Source organism: Corallococcus interemptor (assembly GCF_003668875.1).
Taxonomy (GTDB): Bacteria; Myxococcota; Myxococcia; order Myxococcales; family Myxococcaceae; genus Corallococcus; species Corallococcus interemptor.
This window is the reverse complement of record NZ_RAWM01000046.1, coordinates 1-15,321: the sequence shown is the minus strand read 5'-3', so window position 1 is coordinate 15,321 and position 15,321 is coordinate 1. Positions and strand designations below refer to the sequence as shown.

The 15,321-nt window shown below is 70.1% G+C and carries 13 protein-coding genes; 2 read left to right on the top strand and 11 right to left on the bottom strand.

The features are described 5' to 3' along the window. Positions 1–92: 92 nt before the first annotated feature. Together D7X96_RS18535 and trmFO are read right to left on the bottom strand one after the other, a co-directional pair. Positions 93–1,712, bottom strand: a complete 1,620-nt coding sequence (locus D7X96_RS18535; RefSeq protein WP_121770335.1) for a TolB-like translocation protein — start codon at positions 1,710–1,712, stop codon at positions 93–95. Beyond that, complete coding sequence (trmFO, locus tag D7X96_RS18530) at positions 1,709–3,073, bottom strand: methylenetetrahydrofolate--tRNA-(uracil(54)-C(5))-methyltransferase (FADH(2)-oxidizing) TrmFO (RefSeq protein ID WP_120547874.1); 1,365 nt, start codon at positions 3,071–3,073, stop codon at positions 1,709–1,711. Before trmFO ends, D7X96_RS18535 begins: the two co-directional genes overlap by 4 nt. A 229-nt stretch (positions 3,074–3,302) precedes the next feature. Here trmFO and D7X96_RS18525 point away from each other — a divergent pair, with 229 nt between their 5' ends. Continuing rightward, positions 3,303–3,695 carry a TraR/DksA family transcriptional regulator gene (locus D7X96_RS18525; protein WP_120547875.1) on the top strand — a complete coding sequence of 131 codons (393 nt, stop codon included), beginning with the start codon at positions 3,303–3,305 and terminating at the stop codon, positions 3,693–3,695. A gap of 62 nt (positions 3,696–3,757) precedes the next feature. On the opposite strand, the gene D7X96_RS18520 is transcribed toward D7X96_RS18525, so the two are convergent. The 8 genes from D7X96_RS18520 to pgeF all read right to left on the bottom strand — a co-directional run bounded on the left by D7X96_RS18520 (position 3,758) and on the right by pgeF (position 12,624). Continuing rightward, on the bottom strand, positions 3,758–4,333 hold the full coding sequence (locus tag D7X96_RS18520) for an ExbD/TolR family protein (RefSeq protein ID WP_120547876.1): 576 nt from the start codon (positions 4,331–4,333) through the stop codon (positions 3,758–3,760). A 2-nt stretch (positions 4,334–4,335) separates the two neighbouring features. Continuing rightward, on the bottom strand, positions 4,336–4,860 hold the full coding sequence (locus tag D7X96_RS18515) for an ExbD/TolR family protein (protein ID WP_121770334.1): 525 nt from the start codon (positions 4,858–4,860) through the stop codon (positions 4,336–4,338). 13 nt (positions 4,861–4,873) lie between these two features. After that, complete coding sequence (locus tag D7X96_RS18510) at positions 4,874–5,629, bottom strand: MotA/TolQ/ExbB proton channel family protein (RefSeq protein ID WP_120547878.1); 756 nt, start codon at positions 5,627–5,629, stop codon at positions 4,874–4,876. A 162-nt stretch (positions 5,630–5,791) separates the two neighbouring features. Next, the gene (gene topA / locus D7X96_RS18505; RefSeq protein ID WP_120547879.1) at positions 5,792–8,389 is read right to left on the bottom strand and encodes a type I DNA topoisomerase; all 2,598 of its coding nucleotides are present in this window, start codon (positions 8,387–8,389) and stop codon (positions 5,792–5,794) included. A gap of 23 nt (positions 8,390–8,412) precedes the next feature. Further along, a complete protein-coding gene (locus tag D7X96_RS18500; RefSeq protein WP_121770333.1) occupies positions 8,413–9,543 on the bottom strand; it encodes a DNA-processing protein DprA in 1,131 nt (376 codons plus the stop codon). 143 nt (positions 9,544–9,686) lie between these two features. Next, a complete protein-coding gene (locus D7X96_RS18495) occupies positions 9,687–10,904 on the bottom strand; it encodes a LysM peptidoglycan-binding domain-containing protein (protein WP_120547881.1) in 1,218 nt (405 codons plus the stop codon). Between the two features lie 25 nt (positions 10,905–10,929). Next, positions 10,930–11,778, bottom strand: a complete 849-nt coding sequence (locus D7X96_RS18490) for a tetratricopeptide repeat protein (RefSeq protein WP_370450131.1) — start codon at positions 11,776–11,778, stop codon at positions 10,930–10,932. Between the two features lie 87 nt (positions 11,779–11,865). Beyond that, positions 11,866–12,624 (bottom strand): peptidoglycan editing factor PgeF, encoded by a 759-nt coding sequence (pgeF, locus tag D7X96_RS18485; RefSeq protein WP_121725202.1) that lies wholly within the window; start codon positions 12,622–12,624, stop codon positions 11,866–11,868. A gap of 215 nt (positions 12,625–12,839) precedes the next feature. Here pgeF and D7X96_RS18480 point away from each other — a divergent pair, with 215 nt between their 5' ends. Beyond that, complete coding sequence (locus D7X96_RS18480; protein ID WP_121770332.1) at positions 12,840–14,765, top strand: GGDEF domain-containing protein; 1,926 nt, start codon at positions 12,840–12,842, stop codon at positions 14,763–14,765. 11 nt (positions 14,766–14,776) lie between these two features. Here the strand turns inward: D7X96_RS18480 and D7X96_RS18475 are convergent. Further along, on the bottom strand, positions 14,777–15,321 hold a 545-nt coding region (locus D7X96_RS18475), incomplete at its 5' end, for an SGNH/GDSL hydrolase family protein (protein WP_244219639.1).

Genomic DNA, 15,321 nt, shown 5'->3' with positions numbered 1-15,321 from the left:
AGACAGCACACCCCGTCCGAGTGTGCACGCCTCAACGTCACGCCGCTCCCGGGGAGGAAGGCCGCAAGGCCCTCCCGCCCCTGGGTCACCCGTTACTGCGGAGTGGCGACGGCGCTGTAAACGCCGGGGTTCTGCCCCTGGCCGATGATGTAGACGGCCCGCGCGTCATCCTTGCCCGCGAAGTACACGGGCACCTGCACGCCCTGGTCGAGCGTCTTGCGCGCCCCCGACTTCACGTCGTAGACGGCCACGTCGTAGGTGTCCGAGTCCATGCGCGCGTACGTCGCGAGCACGCGAGAGCCGTCCTCGGAGATCTTGTAGCTGAAGATGCCCTGCAGCCACGTCTTCGCCTCGGCCTGCTTCTCGTTCAGCTCCACGGCCTTGAAGTCACACGCGCGGCCGTTGCGGATGCAGTTGGTGCGGAACACCACCGCGGCGTTCTTCGGCGCGAAGCCGTAGCCGAACACGCCCGCCTGCACCTTCTCCGCCTTCTCCTGGCCCAGCGCGTACAGCATCAGGTCCACGGAGAACACCGGCTTCACGAAGCGCGACAGGAACGCCACGTAGCGGCTGTCCGAGCCCCACACGAAGTTGGGCACCAGGCTGCCCACCCGCTTGGGCGCGCCGTCCGGCAGCGACGCGACGACGAGGAAGCCCGCGCGCGACGGCTGGTCGTACTTCTCCAGGAAGGCCACCGCCTTGGAGTCCGGCGCGAACGCCAGCTCCTCCACCGCCTCGCCCAGCTTGCGCCCCGGGCCTCCGGAAGCCGGGCCCACGTACAGGTCGCCCAGCTGCTCCGGCTTGCCGTTCTCCGTGCGCGCCAGCCACTGCCCATCCGGGGAGAAGCTGAAGTTCTTCGTCCCCGTGGCCAGCTTCGCGCCCTTCAGCGCGGGCAGGTCCGCCAGGTACAGGTCATACATCCCGCGCACGGCCTCGCTGCGCACCTGGTAGGCCACGCGCTTGCCGTCGGAGGACACCTGGTAGTCGCCCACCTGATCCGCCAGCTTGCGCGGCGGCTCGCTGGCGCCCACCGTCACCGCCGCCAGCCCGCCCGCGGCCGACAGCCGGCGCTTGAAGAGCAGCGTCTTGCCGTCCGGCGTGAACTGCGCGGTGCTCACCTCGCCCGCCACGTCCTGGAACGGGCCCTGCGGCAGCTTGCCCAGCTTCAGCGTGCCCGCGTCCACGAAGGCGACGTGCACGCCGTCCGGGGACGGCAGCAGGTAGCTCACCGCCGTGCCCAGCTTCACCGGCTCCGCGGCCGCGTCCGTGAGCGACAGCACGTTCAGCTCACCGGACTGCGAGGCCGGGTTGTAGCCCGTCACGTAGAGCAGGTGCTTCGAGTCCTGGGAGAACAGCAGGCTGCCCGGCACGTTCGTCACGCCGTCGCCCAGCGCGCGCGCCTTGCCGCCCGCCACCGGCACCAGGTGCAGCGACCCCACCAGCATCTGCGGCGGGATGCCGTCCAGCCGGGGCTTCTGCCCGTTGAGCAGGAACGTGGCGAACTGCCCGTCCGGAGACAGGCGCAGGTCCGCCGCGCGGCCCTCCGCGAGCAGCTGCCCCTGTCCGCCCACCACCTTCGTGCCCTTCGCCGCGCTGCGGACCGTGTCCCCCTGCGCGGCGCTGCGCTGGGTGGGCGCGGCGTTGTCCTCGCCCTTCTTGCACCCCGACACCGCCAGCAGGGCCACCAGGCCCACCATCCCGGTTCGCTTCATGCGCTCGTCTGTCCTTCCGTCTGGGCGACAACGCCCGCGAGTGGCAGCCAGGCCGCCAGGTCCTGCTTCGCCCGCGCCGAGTAGGCCGCGCGCTTGTCCGCCTTCTTCATCCGCCCCGACAGCGGCGGGAACAGGCCGTAGATGACGTTGGTGGGCTGGTGCGGGTGATCCGGCGGGTGCGCTTCGCCGGTGAGGTGCCGGTACAGCGACCCCAGCGCCGTCGTCGCCGGAGGCGGCGCGAACGGCGTGCCCGTCAGCCGCGCGTGCACCGCCAGCGCCACCATGTAGCCGCACGCCGCGCTCTCCACGTAGCCCTCCACGCCCGTCACCTGTCCCGCGAAGAACACCCGCCGCTCCGTCTTCAACGACAGGTCCTCCGCCAGGAGGCGGGGCGAGTCGATGAACGTGTTGCGGTGGATCTGCCCCATCCGCAGGAACTCCGCATTCTGGAGACCCGGGATGCACGTGCTGAAGATGCGCTTCTGTTCACCCCACGTCAGACGCGTCTGGAACCCCACCATGTTCCACGCCGTGCCTGCCCGGTCCTCCATGCGCAGCTGCACCACCGCGTAGGGGTCCGTCCCCGTGCGAGGGTCCTTCAGCCCCACGGGCTTCATGGGCCCGTAGGCCAGCGTGTCGTCGCCGCGCTCGGCCATCACCTCGATGGGCAGACACCCTTCGAAGTATTTGGGTTCCTCGAAGCTGTGCGGAACGACCTTCTGGCCCGCCTTCACCTCGTGGACGAAGCGGTAGTACTCGTCCTTCGTCATGGGCAGGTTGAGGTAGTCATCCCCGCCGCCCTTGCCGTAGCGGCTCTGGCGGAAGGCGATGTCCATGTCGATGGAGTCCCCCGACAGGATGGGCGCGATGGAGTCGTAGAAGTAGAGCTTCGTGCCCACGTGGCGCTCCAGGTCCGCCGTGAGCGCCTCCGACGTCAGCGGCCCCGTGGCCACCACCACCACGCCGTCCTCCGGCAGCCTCTCCACCTCGCCGCCCAGAATCTCCACCCCCGCGCCGGAGGTGAGCCGGGTGGTGATTTCCCGCGAGAAGCCCTCGCGCTCCACCGCCAGCGCGTCGCCCGCGGGCACGCGGTGCAGGTCCGCGCTGGAGAGCACCAGCGAACCCAGCGCGCGCAGCTCCGCGTGCAGCAGGCCAATGGCGCTCTCCGGGTTGTCCGAGCGCAGCGAGTTGCTGCACACCAGCTCCGCGAGCGTGTCCGACTTGTGCGCGGGAGAGCGCTTGTGCGGCTTCATCTCCCGCAGCACCACCGGCACGCCACGCCGCGCCAGCTGATACGCGCACTCCGTCCCCGCCAGGCCGCCACCAATCACCGTCACCCGCTGCTGCTTCACGTCCGACATGCATGCCTCCGGGCCCCCCATACCGGGGCCCCAAAGGGCCCTGTTAGCAGAGAGGCCCCGCCCTTTCACGTCCGCCCGCCTGCCCTGCGTCCCACCATGCGGGCGGAATGGGAGGTGAGGTTTCCCCACCTGGGATCCAACCCTAGGTTTCTCGCGGTCTTCGCTCGGGACGGGAAGCGTCCGGGCGAGCGCCCTTCAACCGCGAATCTGGGATGGGAGTGACGCAGCCATGAGCCGAGCCAACGACTTGTTGAAGATCCGCAGCCTGCTGCAGGAGCGTCGAAGGACGACCGAGACCGCCCAGGCGGGCGCCCGCCGCGAGCTGGCCGCGCTGAAGGATCAGGAGCGCGATCCCGAGTACGAGGAGCAGGCGCAGGCAGAGCTGGCGGACTACACGCTCTCCACGCTGATTGAAGCGCAACGCCGGGAGATCATGCTCATCGACGCGGCGTTGAGCCGCATGGACAACGACGTCTTTGGCGAGTGCGTGGACTGCGGCAACGAAATCTCGCTGGACCGGCTGGAGGCCATGCCCTTCGCCATCCGCTGCGAGGAGGACGCCGCCATCCATGAGCAGGAGACGCGGGAGGCCGCGCGCCACGTGGGCAGCCTGTCCCTCTAGCGAAGCCGTGCCAGCGCTCCCCCGTGCGTCCATCCCGCGCGGGGGAGTCGTGTGTCCGGCGGCTACTCCGAGTCGCGCTGGAGCACGATGAAGCGGTAGTTCTGCAGCTCGTTCTCGCCCGCCGTGTAGAGCACCGTGAGCAGCAGATCATACGGGACCATCTTGTCCGCGATGACCGACAGCTCATGGGTGAACGGCGCCGCCGGGTTGCGTGAGGCGATCAGCTTGAGCTTCTCCACTTCCTTCTTCAGCCGCTGATCCAACCCCAGCACCAGGCGTCCCTGGAGCTGGTTCTGCGGGATGCGGCCGTTCTCCAGCCGCACCACCTCTTTGTCCCCCACCAGGATGAACCTGGGGGTGATGGTGACGGCCACCGTGTCCTTGGGCGTGGCGCGCGTGGAGGACACCGGCGGCCGGACGTCTTCCGACGCGGTGATGGCCGCGGAAGACGACGCGAAGGACTTCAGGAGGAACACCAGGATGATGGTCATCATGTCCATCATCGCGGTGATGTTGAGCTCCTTCACCTCGCTGGCGGCCTCGCGCTCCTTGCGCTTCTTGCGCGCGAGCGCCCGGCGGTAGCGCATGCGCGCGAGCTGATCGGCTTCCTCGGCGGACAGGGGCGCGGATTCGGACATGGCTAGAGGACGCCCAGGGTGACGTCGGGGAAGAGCAGCTTGCGCTCGGCGGCGGTGCCCGTCGTCTCACGCAGGGCGTCCATCGTCTGGATCAGCGACTCGTAGGGGATGTCCGGATCCGCCGCGACGATGACCTTCGTCTCCTGAGGGAAGGCGGCCTTGAGCTTCACCACCTGGGCGTTCAGCGCCGCGAAGTCCTGCGTCCCGTCCTTGCGCACGGGCACCGTGGGCGCCCCGGCTTCCGTGGCGGGGAGCTCCGCGCTGTTGCCCCGGATGAAGAGGCCCTTCTGGGAGATGAGCACGGACAGGTTCAGCTTGGGCGCGTCCGCGTCGCCCCCTGCCCCCACGCTGGCGCCATAGCTGGGCGCGTTCACGTTGAGCGCGCCAAACGCGGTGAGCCCCGTGATGGAGAGCAGCATGAAGATGATGAGGTTCATGAGGATGTCGAGGTACGGGACGATGTTCAGCTCGCCCGCCTCCTCCTCTTCCCTCGGCTTCAGCTTCCGGCGTGAGTAGTGGAACGCCATGGCGGGGCCACCACTACGAAGCGGCGCGGACGTCCGGGTCCGCGGGGACGACTTCCAGCGAGCCCCGGCGCGACAGCAGGTTCTCCAGCTTCAGCGCGTTGAGCTCCACCAGCTCCACCATGTTCTTGGCGTAGTTGCTGAAGAACAGGTGCGACACGATGCAGAGCACCGCGATGGAGAGGCCGAAGCCCGTGTTGTACATGGCCTCCGAGATGCCGTTGGAGAGCAGCGCCTGCTTCTGCTCCGCCGGCACGTTGCCCAGCGCGCGGAAGGTGCCGATGAGGCCCACGATGGTGCCGACCAGGCCCACCAGCGTCGCGATGTTCGCGAGCGACCACAGCCACTGCACCCGGCGCGAGACGTGCGGCGTGTACTCCGCCAGCGCCTCCTCCACCGCCTTGGCGACTTCCAATTCACCGCGGTTCGCGTTGATGAGCCCCGCGCGGATGACGCGGGCCAGCGGCGAGCGCGGCGCCATGCCGCAGAACTTCACCGCGCGGTCCAGGTTGCCGCTGCGCACCATCTTGTGGACCTGCTCGATGAACGCCGTCGCGTTGAGGCGGTAGCGGTAGAGCAGCGTCACCGCGCGCTCGCCGATGACAGCCAGCGACGCGGCCAGCCAGAACAGGTTCACGTACATGAACGGACCGCCGGCCTTGAACGCGCCGACGATGAAGTCCCCAAGGCCTCCGGAAGAAGCGTGGCCCGCCGCTGCGGGGGCGGCCTCGGCCACCACTACGCGCAGCAACTCGTTCAGGGAGGGATTCATCGCGGACCGCGTCCTTTCGCTACCCCCGCGCGCACCCCTGCCGCGAAACGGGCAGGAGGCATGCTGGCGGGCCGGGAGCAATCCGGACTTCTAGGACTTCGCCCGCGAGGGTGTCAAGCCAGGGGGCCGGGCCTACCCCCCTGGAATGACTGGGCTTTCCCCTCAGGCTTCCACGGTGGGCGTGGGAGCAGGCGCGCCCTCCGCCGAAGCCCCCGGAATGGCGGGCTCCACCACCTCGCGGCGGTAGTCGCATTCCTTATTGGGGCAGGCGATGTAGGCGCCGTCCCGCTTGGAGAACTTCTGCAGGAGGTAGGGCGACGCGCACTGCGGGCAGGCTTCCGCGAGCGGCCGGTCCCACGCGGCGAACTTGCAGTCCGGGTACCGGTTGCAGCCGAAGAAGATCTTCCCGCGGCCGCTGCGGCGCTCGGTGAGGTAGCCCACCTTGCACTCCGGGCAGTTGACGCCAATGGAGATGGGCTTGGACGTCTTGCAGTCCGGGTAGCCCGAGCACGCCATGAAGCGCCCGAACCGGCCGCGCTTGATCACCATGGGCTTGCCGCACTTCTCGCACTTCTCGTCCGTGGTCTCCTCCTCCACGATGACGATCTTGCCCTCGGCGTCCCGCTTGAAGTCCTTGGTGTTCTTGCAGTCGGGGTAGTTCGAGCAGGCGAGGAAGTGGCCCATCTTCCCGAACTTGATGACGAACGGGTTGCCGCACTTCTCGCAGGCGATGTCGGTCTTGATCTCCTCGCGCTTGACGTCGCGCATCTCCGCTTCGGCCTTCTCCAGGGTCTCCTTGAAGGGGCCGTAGAAGTCGTGCAGCACCGTCTTCCAGGACGTGCCGCCGTCGGAGATCTGATCCAGCTTCTCCTCCATGCTGGCGGTGAAGGCGATGTCCATCTCGTGGGGGAAGTGCTTGACCAGCATCTCGTTGGTCATCTGCCCCAGGTCGGTGGGACGGAAGCGGCTCTCCAGCTTCTCCACGTACTTCTTGTCCTGGATGTTGGAGAGGATGGCCGCGTACGTGGACGGACGCCCGATGCCGCGCTCCTCCAGCTCCTTCACCAGCGTGGCCTCGCTGAAGCGCGGGGGCGGCTGGGTGAAGTGCTGTTCGTTGAGCAGCTTGTCCAGCGTGAGCGTCTCGCCCTCGTTGAGCGGCGGCAGTTCGCCCACCGCGTCCTCCGCGGCCTCTTCACCGGCGGCCTTGGCCTTCTCCGCCGCGGCCTCTTCCTCCGGCGTGAGGCCGGAGCCGTAGACGCCCAGGTAGCCGGGGAACTTCAGCGTGCTGCCGGACGCGCGGAAGGTGGCGCGGCCCGCGGTGATGTCCGCGGCCGTCTGATCATAGACGGCGGGCTTCATCTGGCACGCGACGAAGCGGTTCCAGATGAGCTCGTAGAGCCGGAACATGTCCAGCTCGTCCATGGCGTCGAAGAAGGGACGCACGCGCTCGGGCGGGTACTCCAGGGACGTGGGCCGGATGGCCTCGTGCGCGTCCTGGGCGCTCTTGCGGCTCTTGTAGACCATGGGCTCCGCGGGCAGGTAGTCCGCGCCGTACTTCTGCCCGATGAACTCGCGCACCTGCGTCACGGCGTCGTCGGACAGACGCGTGGAGTCCGTACGCATGTACGTGATGAGCGCCGTCTGGCCCTCTTCCCCCAGCGGCACGCCTTCGTACAGCTTCTGCGCCAGCGTCATCGTCTTCTTGGCGGTGAAGTGCAGCCGGTTCGCCGCCTCCTGCTGGAGCTTGGAGGTGATGAAGGGCGCGGGCGCGTTGCGGCGGCGCTCCTTGCGGTCCACCTTCGCCACGGTGAAGGAGGCGTCCTTCAGCTCCGCGACGAGCCCGTCCGTGGTGGCGCGGTCCTTGAGCTCCACCTTCTTGCCGTCCACGCGGGACAGCTTCGCCTTGAAGGGCGGCGGCCCCTGCGGGCCCTGCACCAGCGCGTCCAGCGTCCAGTACTCCTCGGGCTGGAAGGCCTTGATCTCCGCCTCGCGCTCCACAATCAGGCGCACCGCCACGGACTGCACGCGGCCGGCGGACAGGCCCCGGCGGATCTTCTTCCAGAGCAGCGGCGAGATTTGATAGCCGACGAGCCGGTCCAGGATGCGGCGGGTCTGCTGCGAGTCGTAGTTGTCCTGGTTGAGCTCACGCGGCTGCGCGATGGCTTCCTGCACGGCGCGCTTAGTGATCTCGTTGAACGTCACGCGGAGCGAGTCCGGGTGACCCAGCTCCTCCTTGATGTGCCAGGCGATGGCCTCGCCCTCGCGGTCGGGGTCCGTCGCCAGGAAGACGCGGTCCACCGTCTTGGCCATCTTCTTGAGCTCGTTGAGGACCTTCTCCTTGCCCTTGATGACCGTGTACTCGGGCTTGAAGTCGTCCTCGACGTCGACGCCAATCTTGCTCTTGGGCAGATCCTTCACGTGCCCCACGGACGCCTTCACCGTGTAGCCGGAGCCCAGGTACTTCTTGATGGTCTTCGCCTTGGCGGGAGACTCCACCACGACCAGGTAGTGCGGGCCCTTGCCACGGCGCTCGGGCACTTCCTCCTCGGCGTCCGCGTCCGCGTCCACGGTGGGGAGCTCGTCGGCGTCCGCGCCACGGCGGCGGGCCGCCGTCTTCTTCTTGGCGGCGACCTTCTTGGCCGCCGTCTTCTTCTTGGCCGCCTTCTTCGCCGCCGGCTTCTTCGCAGCCGCCTTCTTGGGCGTCTCCTCCGCCGCCGCCTCCTCCGTCTGCGCCGCCTGTGTCTTCTTCCGCGTGGCCATGGCTCTCCTACCTCGAACTGCCTCTAGACCTTCTCGTACCGTTTACCCGGGTGCTGGACCACCAGCCCCGACAATTCCAACTCCACCAGGGCGCTCGTGAGCGCCGCGGGTGACAGCGGGCTTGCGGCGAGCACCTCGTCGAACGAACGGGGAACCCTGTCCAACAGCCCATAGGCCCCGCGCGCTTCCGCCGACAGCGCCTCCCACCACCCCGGATCCCGCCCCGCGGGCACCGCGCGGACGGGGTCAACGCCCACCACCGCGCAGATTGCTTCCGCGGACGTGCAGGCGCGGGCCCGTCCGTCCGCCAGCAGGGCGTTGCAGCCCGCCGCGGCCGGCTGCCAGACATCCCCCGGCAGGGCGAACACCGGCCGGCCCTGCCTCAGGGCCGCGTCCGCCGTGTACAGCGCCCCCGAACCCTCTCCCGCCCGCATCACCAGCACCGCGTCCGACGCGCCAGCGATGAGCCGGTTGCGCCGGGGGAAGGTCGTCGTGCTCGCCCGGACCCCGGGCGGCAGCTCGCTGAAGTACACCCCGCCCCGCTCGAGGAAGTGGGGCAACAGCCGCGCCTGGGCGGGGTCCAGCGCGTCCAGCGCGGAGCCCAGGAAGGCCCACGTCTCCGCGCCCACGTCCAGGGCGCCCCAGTGGCAGGCCCGGTCCACGCCCTCGGCCGCGCCGGACACCACCCCCACCCCGGCCTGGGCCACCTTCCGGGCGAACGTGCGAGCGAAGGGCAGGAAGCCCTGGTCCGGATGGCGGCTGCCCACCATGGCCAGCCGGCGCCGGGGCGGCCCGGGGTTGCCCAGGTGGAACAGGAGCGGCGGCGCGTCCTCCACGCCCTCCAGCCGGGCGGGATAGGCGGGCGTGCCCGCGAAGGCCACCTGGAGTCCCGAACGCGCACAGGCCTCCTCGGTCCGGGACGCCAGGGCGTCCAGCGAAGCGACGGTGGCAAGCCGCTGGCGGACGGGGACGGGCACCGGGACGTCGGACACCCAGTCCCGCACGGGCGTGGAGGCGAGCCGGGACAGCGCTCCTCCGGCGAACGCGCGCACGGAGGCCAACGTCCGGGGCCCCAGGCCTGAAATGGCCCAGAGCGCCAGGGTGGCGCGCTGCTCGTCTGCGTGTGGGTGCGTATCCGTGTTCGTGCCCGCCATGCCGTCCCCCGCCTGTTTCCCACCTATATAGAGGTGGTCCCGGGAGGGGCGTGACACATAACACCGGTTCTTCGGGGGTCAAGCGACCCGCCCTTCCCGGGCGGGCCGGAATGCAGCATTCCTGCCGTTCGCCGCGCCGCTTTTCAGCGGCTGGCGGTGGGCGTCCCGTCCTTGCGCATGGTGGCGCGGTCGCCGGCGGAGACCTCCACCAGGGTGCGGGTCAGCAGGCAGTTGGAGGTGCGCTCACGCACTTCCGTCACCATGCACTGGCCCACGGCCTCCCAGGGGTAGGCCTTCTGGTTCTTGCCCGCGTCGCCCGGCTTGTAGTCGCTGCGGCCGAGCACGTCCCGGCTCGGGTCACCCCGGCGCTCGATGGTGAAGACGTTGCCCAGCTGGACGCCGTCGGCGGTGCCGCGGTCCACGACGACGAAGTGGTGCTCACCCAGCAGCGTCTGGCCCGGCGTCATCGGCGTGAGCACATAGCCGGGGATCTCCTTGGCGTTGGGCTTGGGGGCCACGCGCTCCGACAGCTTCTCGCTGGAGGGGCCCACCAGGTCGCCGCGGGAGATGGGGTCCCACGTCTCCGTGATGCGCGCGGTCACCACGTCGTTGTTGATGGCGACGACCTGCACCGTGCCCAGCAGCTCCGTGAGGTAGCCCGTGCGCGCATTCGTCACCGGGTGCTTCACCTCTTCCACGGTGTGGAAGATGACGTAGCGGTCGCCAATCTTGGCGGCGCCGCGCTTCTTGAAGCGCAGGTAGATCTTGTCCGGCGCGGAGAGCATCAGCGCCTCGGAGGCCGAGCCGTCGATGCGGCCCGCCTCGTCCAGCTCGCGCTGCGTCACGAAGCCCTTGGTCGTCACCGGGCGGGCGTTGGCCGGGTCGAAGCCGATCTTCCCGACCACCGACACCAGGCTGCTGCCGCTCACTTCCGTGGGCGCCACCACGTCGTCGGAGGGCAGGTCGCCGCCCTCCACGCGCGCGGGGACCTCCTCGCCGCCCGGGAAGAACTTCACGTTGTTGCCCGGGTAGATCCAGTGCGGGTTGGCGATCTGCGGGTTGTAGGACCAGACCTTGGGCCAGTACCAGGGGCTGCCCAGGTAGCGCTGGGACAGGTCCCACAGCGTGTCGCCCGTCTCCACCGTGTGCACCTGGCCGGGCGCGCTCTCACGGCCCTGCGCGGCGCCGGGCGGGAGCGTGACGGAGGTGGGGCGCTGCTCCACGTCGTCGGAGATGTCCTGCCCTTCCGTCTCGGTGGAGGCCGGCTGGGGTTCCTCCTCCTGCGCGTCCTGGGCGAAAGCCGTCCATGCCGGCGCGACGGTGAGGGGCACGAGCAGGGTGGCGAGGATCCGGGAGCGCATCGGACGACGTCCTTTCACAAAGGGCTTACGGCGAGAGCGCGGCGAGCCGCTGCTCCGCTTGCGTGGCGGCGGCCGTCCCCGGGAACTGGGTGACGACGCGGGTATAGAGGGCTCGGGCATCCACGGCCTGGTTCAGCCGCACCCGGCACTCCGCGAGCCGGAGCATGCCGTCCTGGACGGCGTCCCCGGCGGGGTAGTTCTTGATGAGCTTCTCGAACGTCCTGGCCGCGCCCACGGTGTCCTTGAGCCCCATCTGGCCCAGGCCGCTGAAGTACAGGGCGTTGTCGGCGCGGGGGTGGCGCGGGTTGTCCGCGGCGAAGCGCGTGAGCGTGTCCACGCCGCCCTCCACGTTGCCGGTGCGCAGCATGGCCACCGCGCGCTCGTACTCGGCGTCGAGGATGTCCGGATCCTTCTCCGGCACCTCCACGCGGGCGGGCATGACGGAACCCGTCCCGGACGAGCCCTCCACCGGGGAGATGAACATCTCCATCTGATCCGGGTCCGGCTCCACCACCGCCACGGCCGTGTTGATGCGCGGCGCGGGTTCCTTCTTCGGCTTGAGCCGCACCACCGTCAGCTCCGCCGGCGCCAGGCCCAGCGGCTCGCCCGCTTCCGGCGACGCGGCCTCCGGCTTCGTGCTCGCGGTGGCCGAGGGCTTCGCGGCGGCGGGGGCGGCGGCGTTCCGGGCGCGAGCGACGGTGTCGCGGTTCTCCAGCCGCTCCAGGCGCTCCACGAGCGACGCCTGGGCCGCGCGCAGCGTGCGCACCTCCGCCTCCAGCCGGCCCACTTCCGTCTGGGAAGCGGCGGTGGTGGCGCAGGCGGTCGGCGCGGACAGCGCGACGGCGGCAAACAGGCGGAAGAGGAAGGGACGCACCGGCACGAGCCTGGACGGAGGGAATTCCAGGTCGAGGATAGGAAGGCCGGTCGGAGACCGTCAAGAAAACGACCCGGCGGGCCTCCGCTAGAAGCGGTGCAGTACGTGGTTGAGGTGACGCCCGGTGCGTCCCGCGTCCCGCCGGTGGGAGAAGAACCGGTCCGGATCACACGCCGTACAGGCCTGTAGCACGTCCACGTGCGCCGCCTTCAGGCCCGCCTTCAGCAGGGACGCCTTCACCGCGCGTGGCAGGTCCAGGTGCGGCTTCGCCCCCTCGCGGACCACCTCCCCGCCGAAGCGCGCGCGGAAGCGGTCCCCCAGTTCAGGGGAGACCTCGTAGCAGCACGCCTGGATGCAGGGGCCCACCGCCGCCAGCAGGTCCTCCGGCCGGCTGCCGCGCGCCACCAGCGTCTCCACCGTGCGCGCGCTGATCTCCAGGTCCGTGCCCTTCCATCCCGAGTGCACCGCCGCCACGCGCCGGCCTCGCGGATCCACGAGCAGCACCGGGACGCAGTCCGCGGTGCCCACCGCCACCCAACTCCCCTCCCCTTCCGTCCACAGCGCGTCCGCCTCGCCCAGCGTCGGGCGCAGCACCTCGTCCGCCTGGCCGCGCGCCTCCAGCACCGTGTCGCCGTGCACCTGCGACACGCGGCAGAGCGCACCCAGCCCCGCCCCCGCGGCCTGCGCCAGGCGGCGGTGGTTCTCCTCCACGCGGGCGCGCTCGTCGCCCACGGAGAAGCCCAGGTTCAGCGACGCGTAGGGCCCTTCGGACACGCCTCCCGCGCGCGTGGCGAAGCCGTGCGGCACCGGCAACAGCGAGGACGTGAGGAACAGGGGCTGGGTCATGGTGGACTTCCAATCTCCGGGCTTGGACTTCGGGAGTACGTCCGCCGCGCCAAGGGTACAACCCGTGAAAACAGGAACAGGCCGGGGAACAACACTCTCGTTTCAATATTTCGACACCGGTACGTTTGACAGGGCGTGTCATGCGCCTGACAATTTTCAACACTCCGTCACTCGCGGACAGAACGCGAGCGCGCGGAACACACTGCGCCCCGCACATGGCCCTCGGTTCCGAGACGATTGGCAGGAAGCTCTTGTGGAGCATCGCGCTGCCCGGGTTGGTGGTGGCGCTCCTGGGTGTGGGCCACTTCTCGCGCGAGGCGCGACAGGCAGTGCGGGAGGGCACCCACCTGGAGGCGCTCGCGCTGGCGGAGGCTGTCGCCAACACGTTCTTGCTGCCGCAGGTGCCGGGCGCGGCGCCGCATGGCGCGGTGGCGGAGGTGCTGTCTTCTGACACGCGGCTGTTCCGCTCCGTGGAGGACGTGCGCATCCTGACGCCGGACGGGCGCATCCGCTGGAGCCGGCGGCCGGCCGAGCAGGGCCACCCGCATCCGGAGGCCGCGCGGCTGTCCGCGACAGGGCCGGAGACGGCGCGCTCCAGCGACCACGGCACGGAGGTGGTGCGGCCGCTGGGCGGTCCGGAGTGCTCCGGCTGTCACACCGGGCAGGCCGCGCAGCGCATGGGCGTGCTCCAGGTGCGCCTGGGGGAGCCCGCGCTGCACCGCCAGCTCCAGACGGTGTTCCAGGACGCGCTGGGCGCGATGGTGCTCTTCGTGGGCATCCTGGGGCTCGTCACCTGGCTGTCCCTGCGCTTCGTGCTCACCGCGCCGCTCAAGCGGCTGAGCGAGGCCATGGGGCGCGCGGCGGACGGCGACCTGCTGGTGCGCGCGGAGTCCCGGGGCACGGATGAAATCTCGCGGCTGGGCGCGGCCTTCAACCAGATGCTCGCGCGGCTCACCTCCATGAAGGTGGAGGAGATCGACACGCACCGCGACCTCCAGCTGGTGAAGGAGAAGCTGGCGCTGAAGGACGAGCTGGAGGAGCGCCTGACGGAGCTGTCGCTCTTGTTCGACGTGGCCCGCTCGCTCAACACCACGCTGGAGCTGGACGAGCTGTTGTCGCGCATCACCCGCCTGGTGGTGGAGCGGCTGCACATCCCGGACTTCTCCATCATGCTCCTCAACGAGGAGGGCATGCTGGAGGTGAAGCACGCGTGGCCGCAGGGCCGGGGCCTGGAGGGCCACACCTTCGCCATGGGCGAGGGCGCGTGTGGCCGGGCCGCCCAGTCGCGCAAGGCCGTGTACCTGCCGGACCTCACGGACCCCACCAGCATCTTCGCGCGGCGCGGCCTGCGCGGCGGCTCCGAGCACGGCACGCTGCTGGCGGTCCCCATGGTGCACGCGGACACGCTCCTGGGCGTCATCAACTTCCAGCGCCCGGAGACGGCGAGCATCTCCGCGGAGGAAATCGAACTCTTCACCGCGGTGGCGGATCAGGCCGCGACGGCGGTGACGAACGCGCGCCTGCACGCGGAGACGGTGAAGCTCACGCTGACGGACGCGCTCACGGGCGTGCCCAACCGCCGCCACCTCTTCCAGCGCATGGACCTGGAGCTGGCGCGCGCCCAGCGCTTCGGCGTGCCGCTGGCGCTCTTGATGGTGGACGTGGACCACTTCAAGCGGCTCAACGACCTGGCCGGGCACCGCGCCGGGGACGAGACGCTGCGCCGGGTGTCCGAGGTGCTGCGCACCCGCGCGCGCAAGGTGGACACGCTGGGGCGCTACGGCGGCGAGGAGTTCGTGCTGCTGCTGCCGCAGGTGTCCAAGGCCACTGCGGTGGAGGTGGCGGAGACGCTGCGCCGCGCGGTGGCGGACGCCGTCACGCTCAGCCGCCCGGGGCTGCCCGGCGGGCACGTCACGGTGTCCATCGGCGTGGCGCACTTCCCCACGGACGCGACGTCGCAGGACACGCTGGTGGACTGCGCGGACTCGGCGCTCTATTGCAGCAAGCGCACGGGCCGCAACCGCGTGACGGCGTTCGAGCCCGGCATGGAGGTGCACCCCGGCCGCGAGCGCAGCATCAGCACGCCGCCCGCGGATCCGCCCGCCACGCCGCCCACGCCTCCAGGCATCGCGAAGGCCTGAGGGCGCGGGGCCTACCGCCCCACGAGCGTGCGGACCACGGGGAGCATCAGGTCCGCCCACTCCTCGTAGCCCGCCGCGGACGGGTGGAAGCCATCCGGGCAGAAGAAGTCCGGGCGCCGGGGGATCATCTCCCGGCTGGCGGTGTAGAGGTCCACCAGGTGCAGCCCGTGCGCGTGGGCCACGGAGGCGATGGCTTCGTTGAAGGGCTCGATGCGCCCCTCGTACAGCGCGCTGGGCACCATCTTCGCCACGGGCGCGAGCGCCATGTCCGCGATGTTCACGACGACCATGGGCGCGCCGGTCTGCTTCAGCCGCCGGGCGATGCGGTCCAGGTCGTCCTGGAACTCCGCCGCCTCGGTGCCCCGCCAGATGTCGTTGGTGCCCACGCCCAGGGTGATGAGCGTGGGCTGCAACGCGATGACGCGCTTGAGGGCGTTGTTCACGACGTCGCGCACGCGCGCGCCGCTCTGCCCCAGGTTGGTATGGCCCACGGGGAGGCCGTCCTTGCGGAGCCGGGAGGCCAGCCGGTCGGGATAGCCCCCGCCCTGCGACGCCC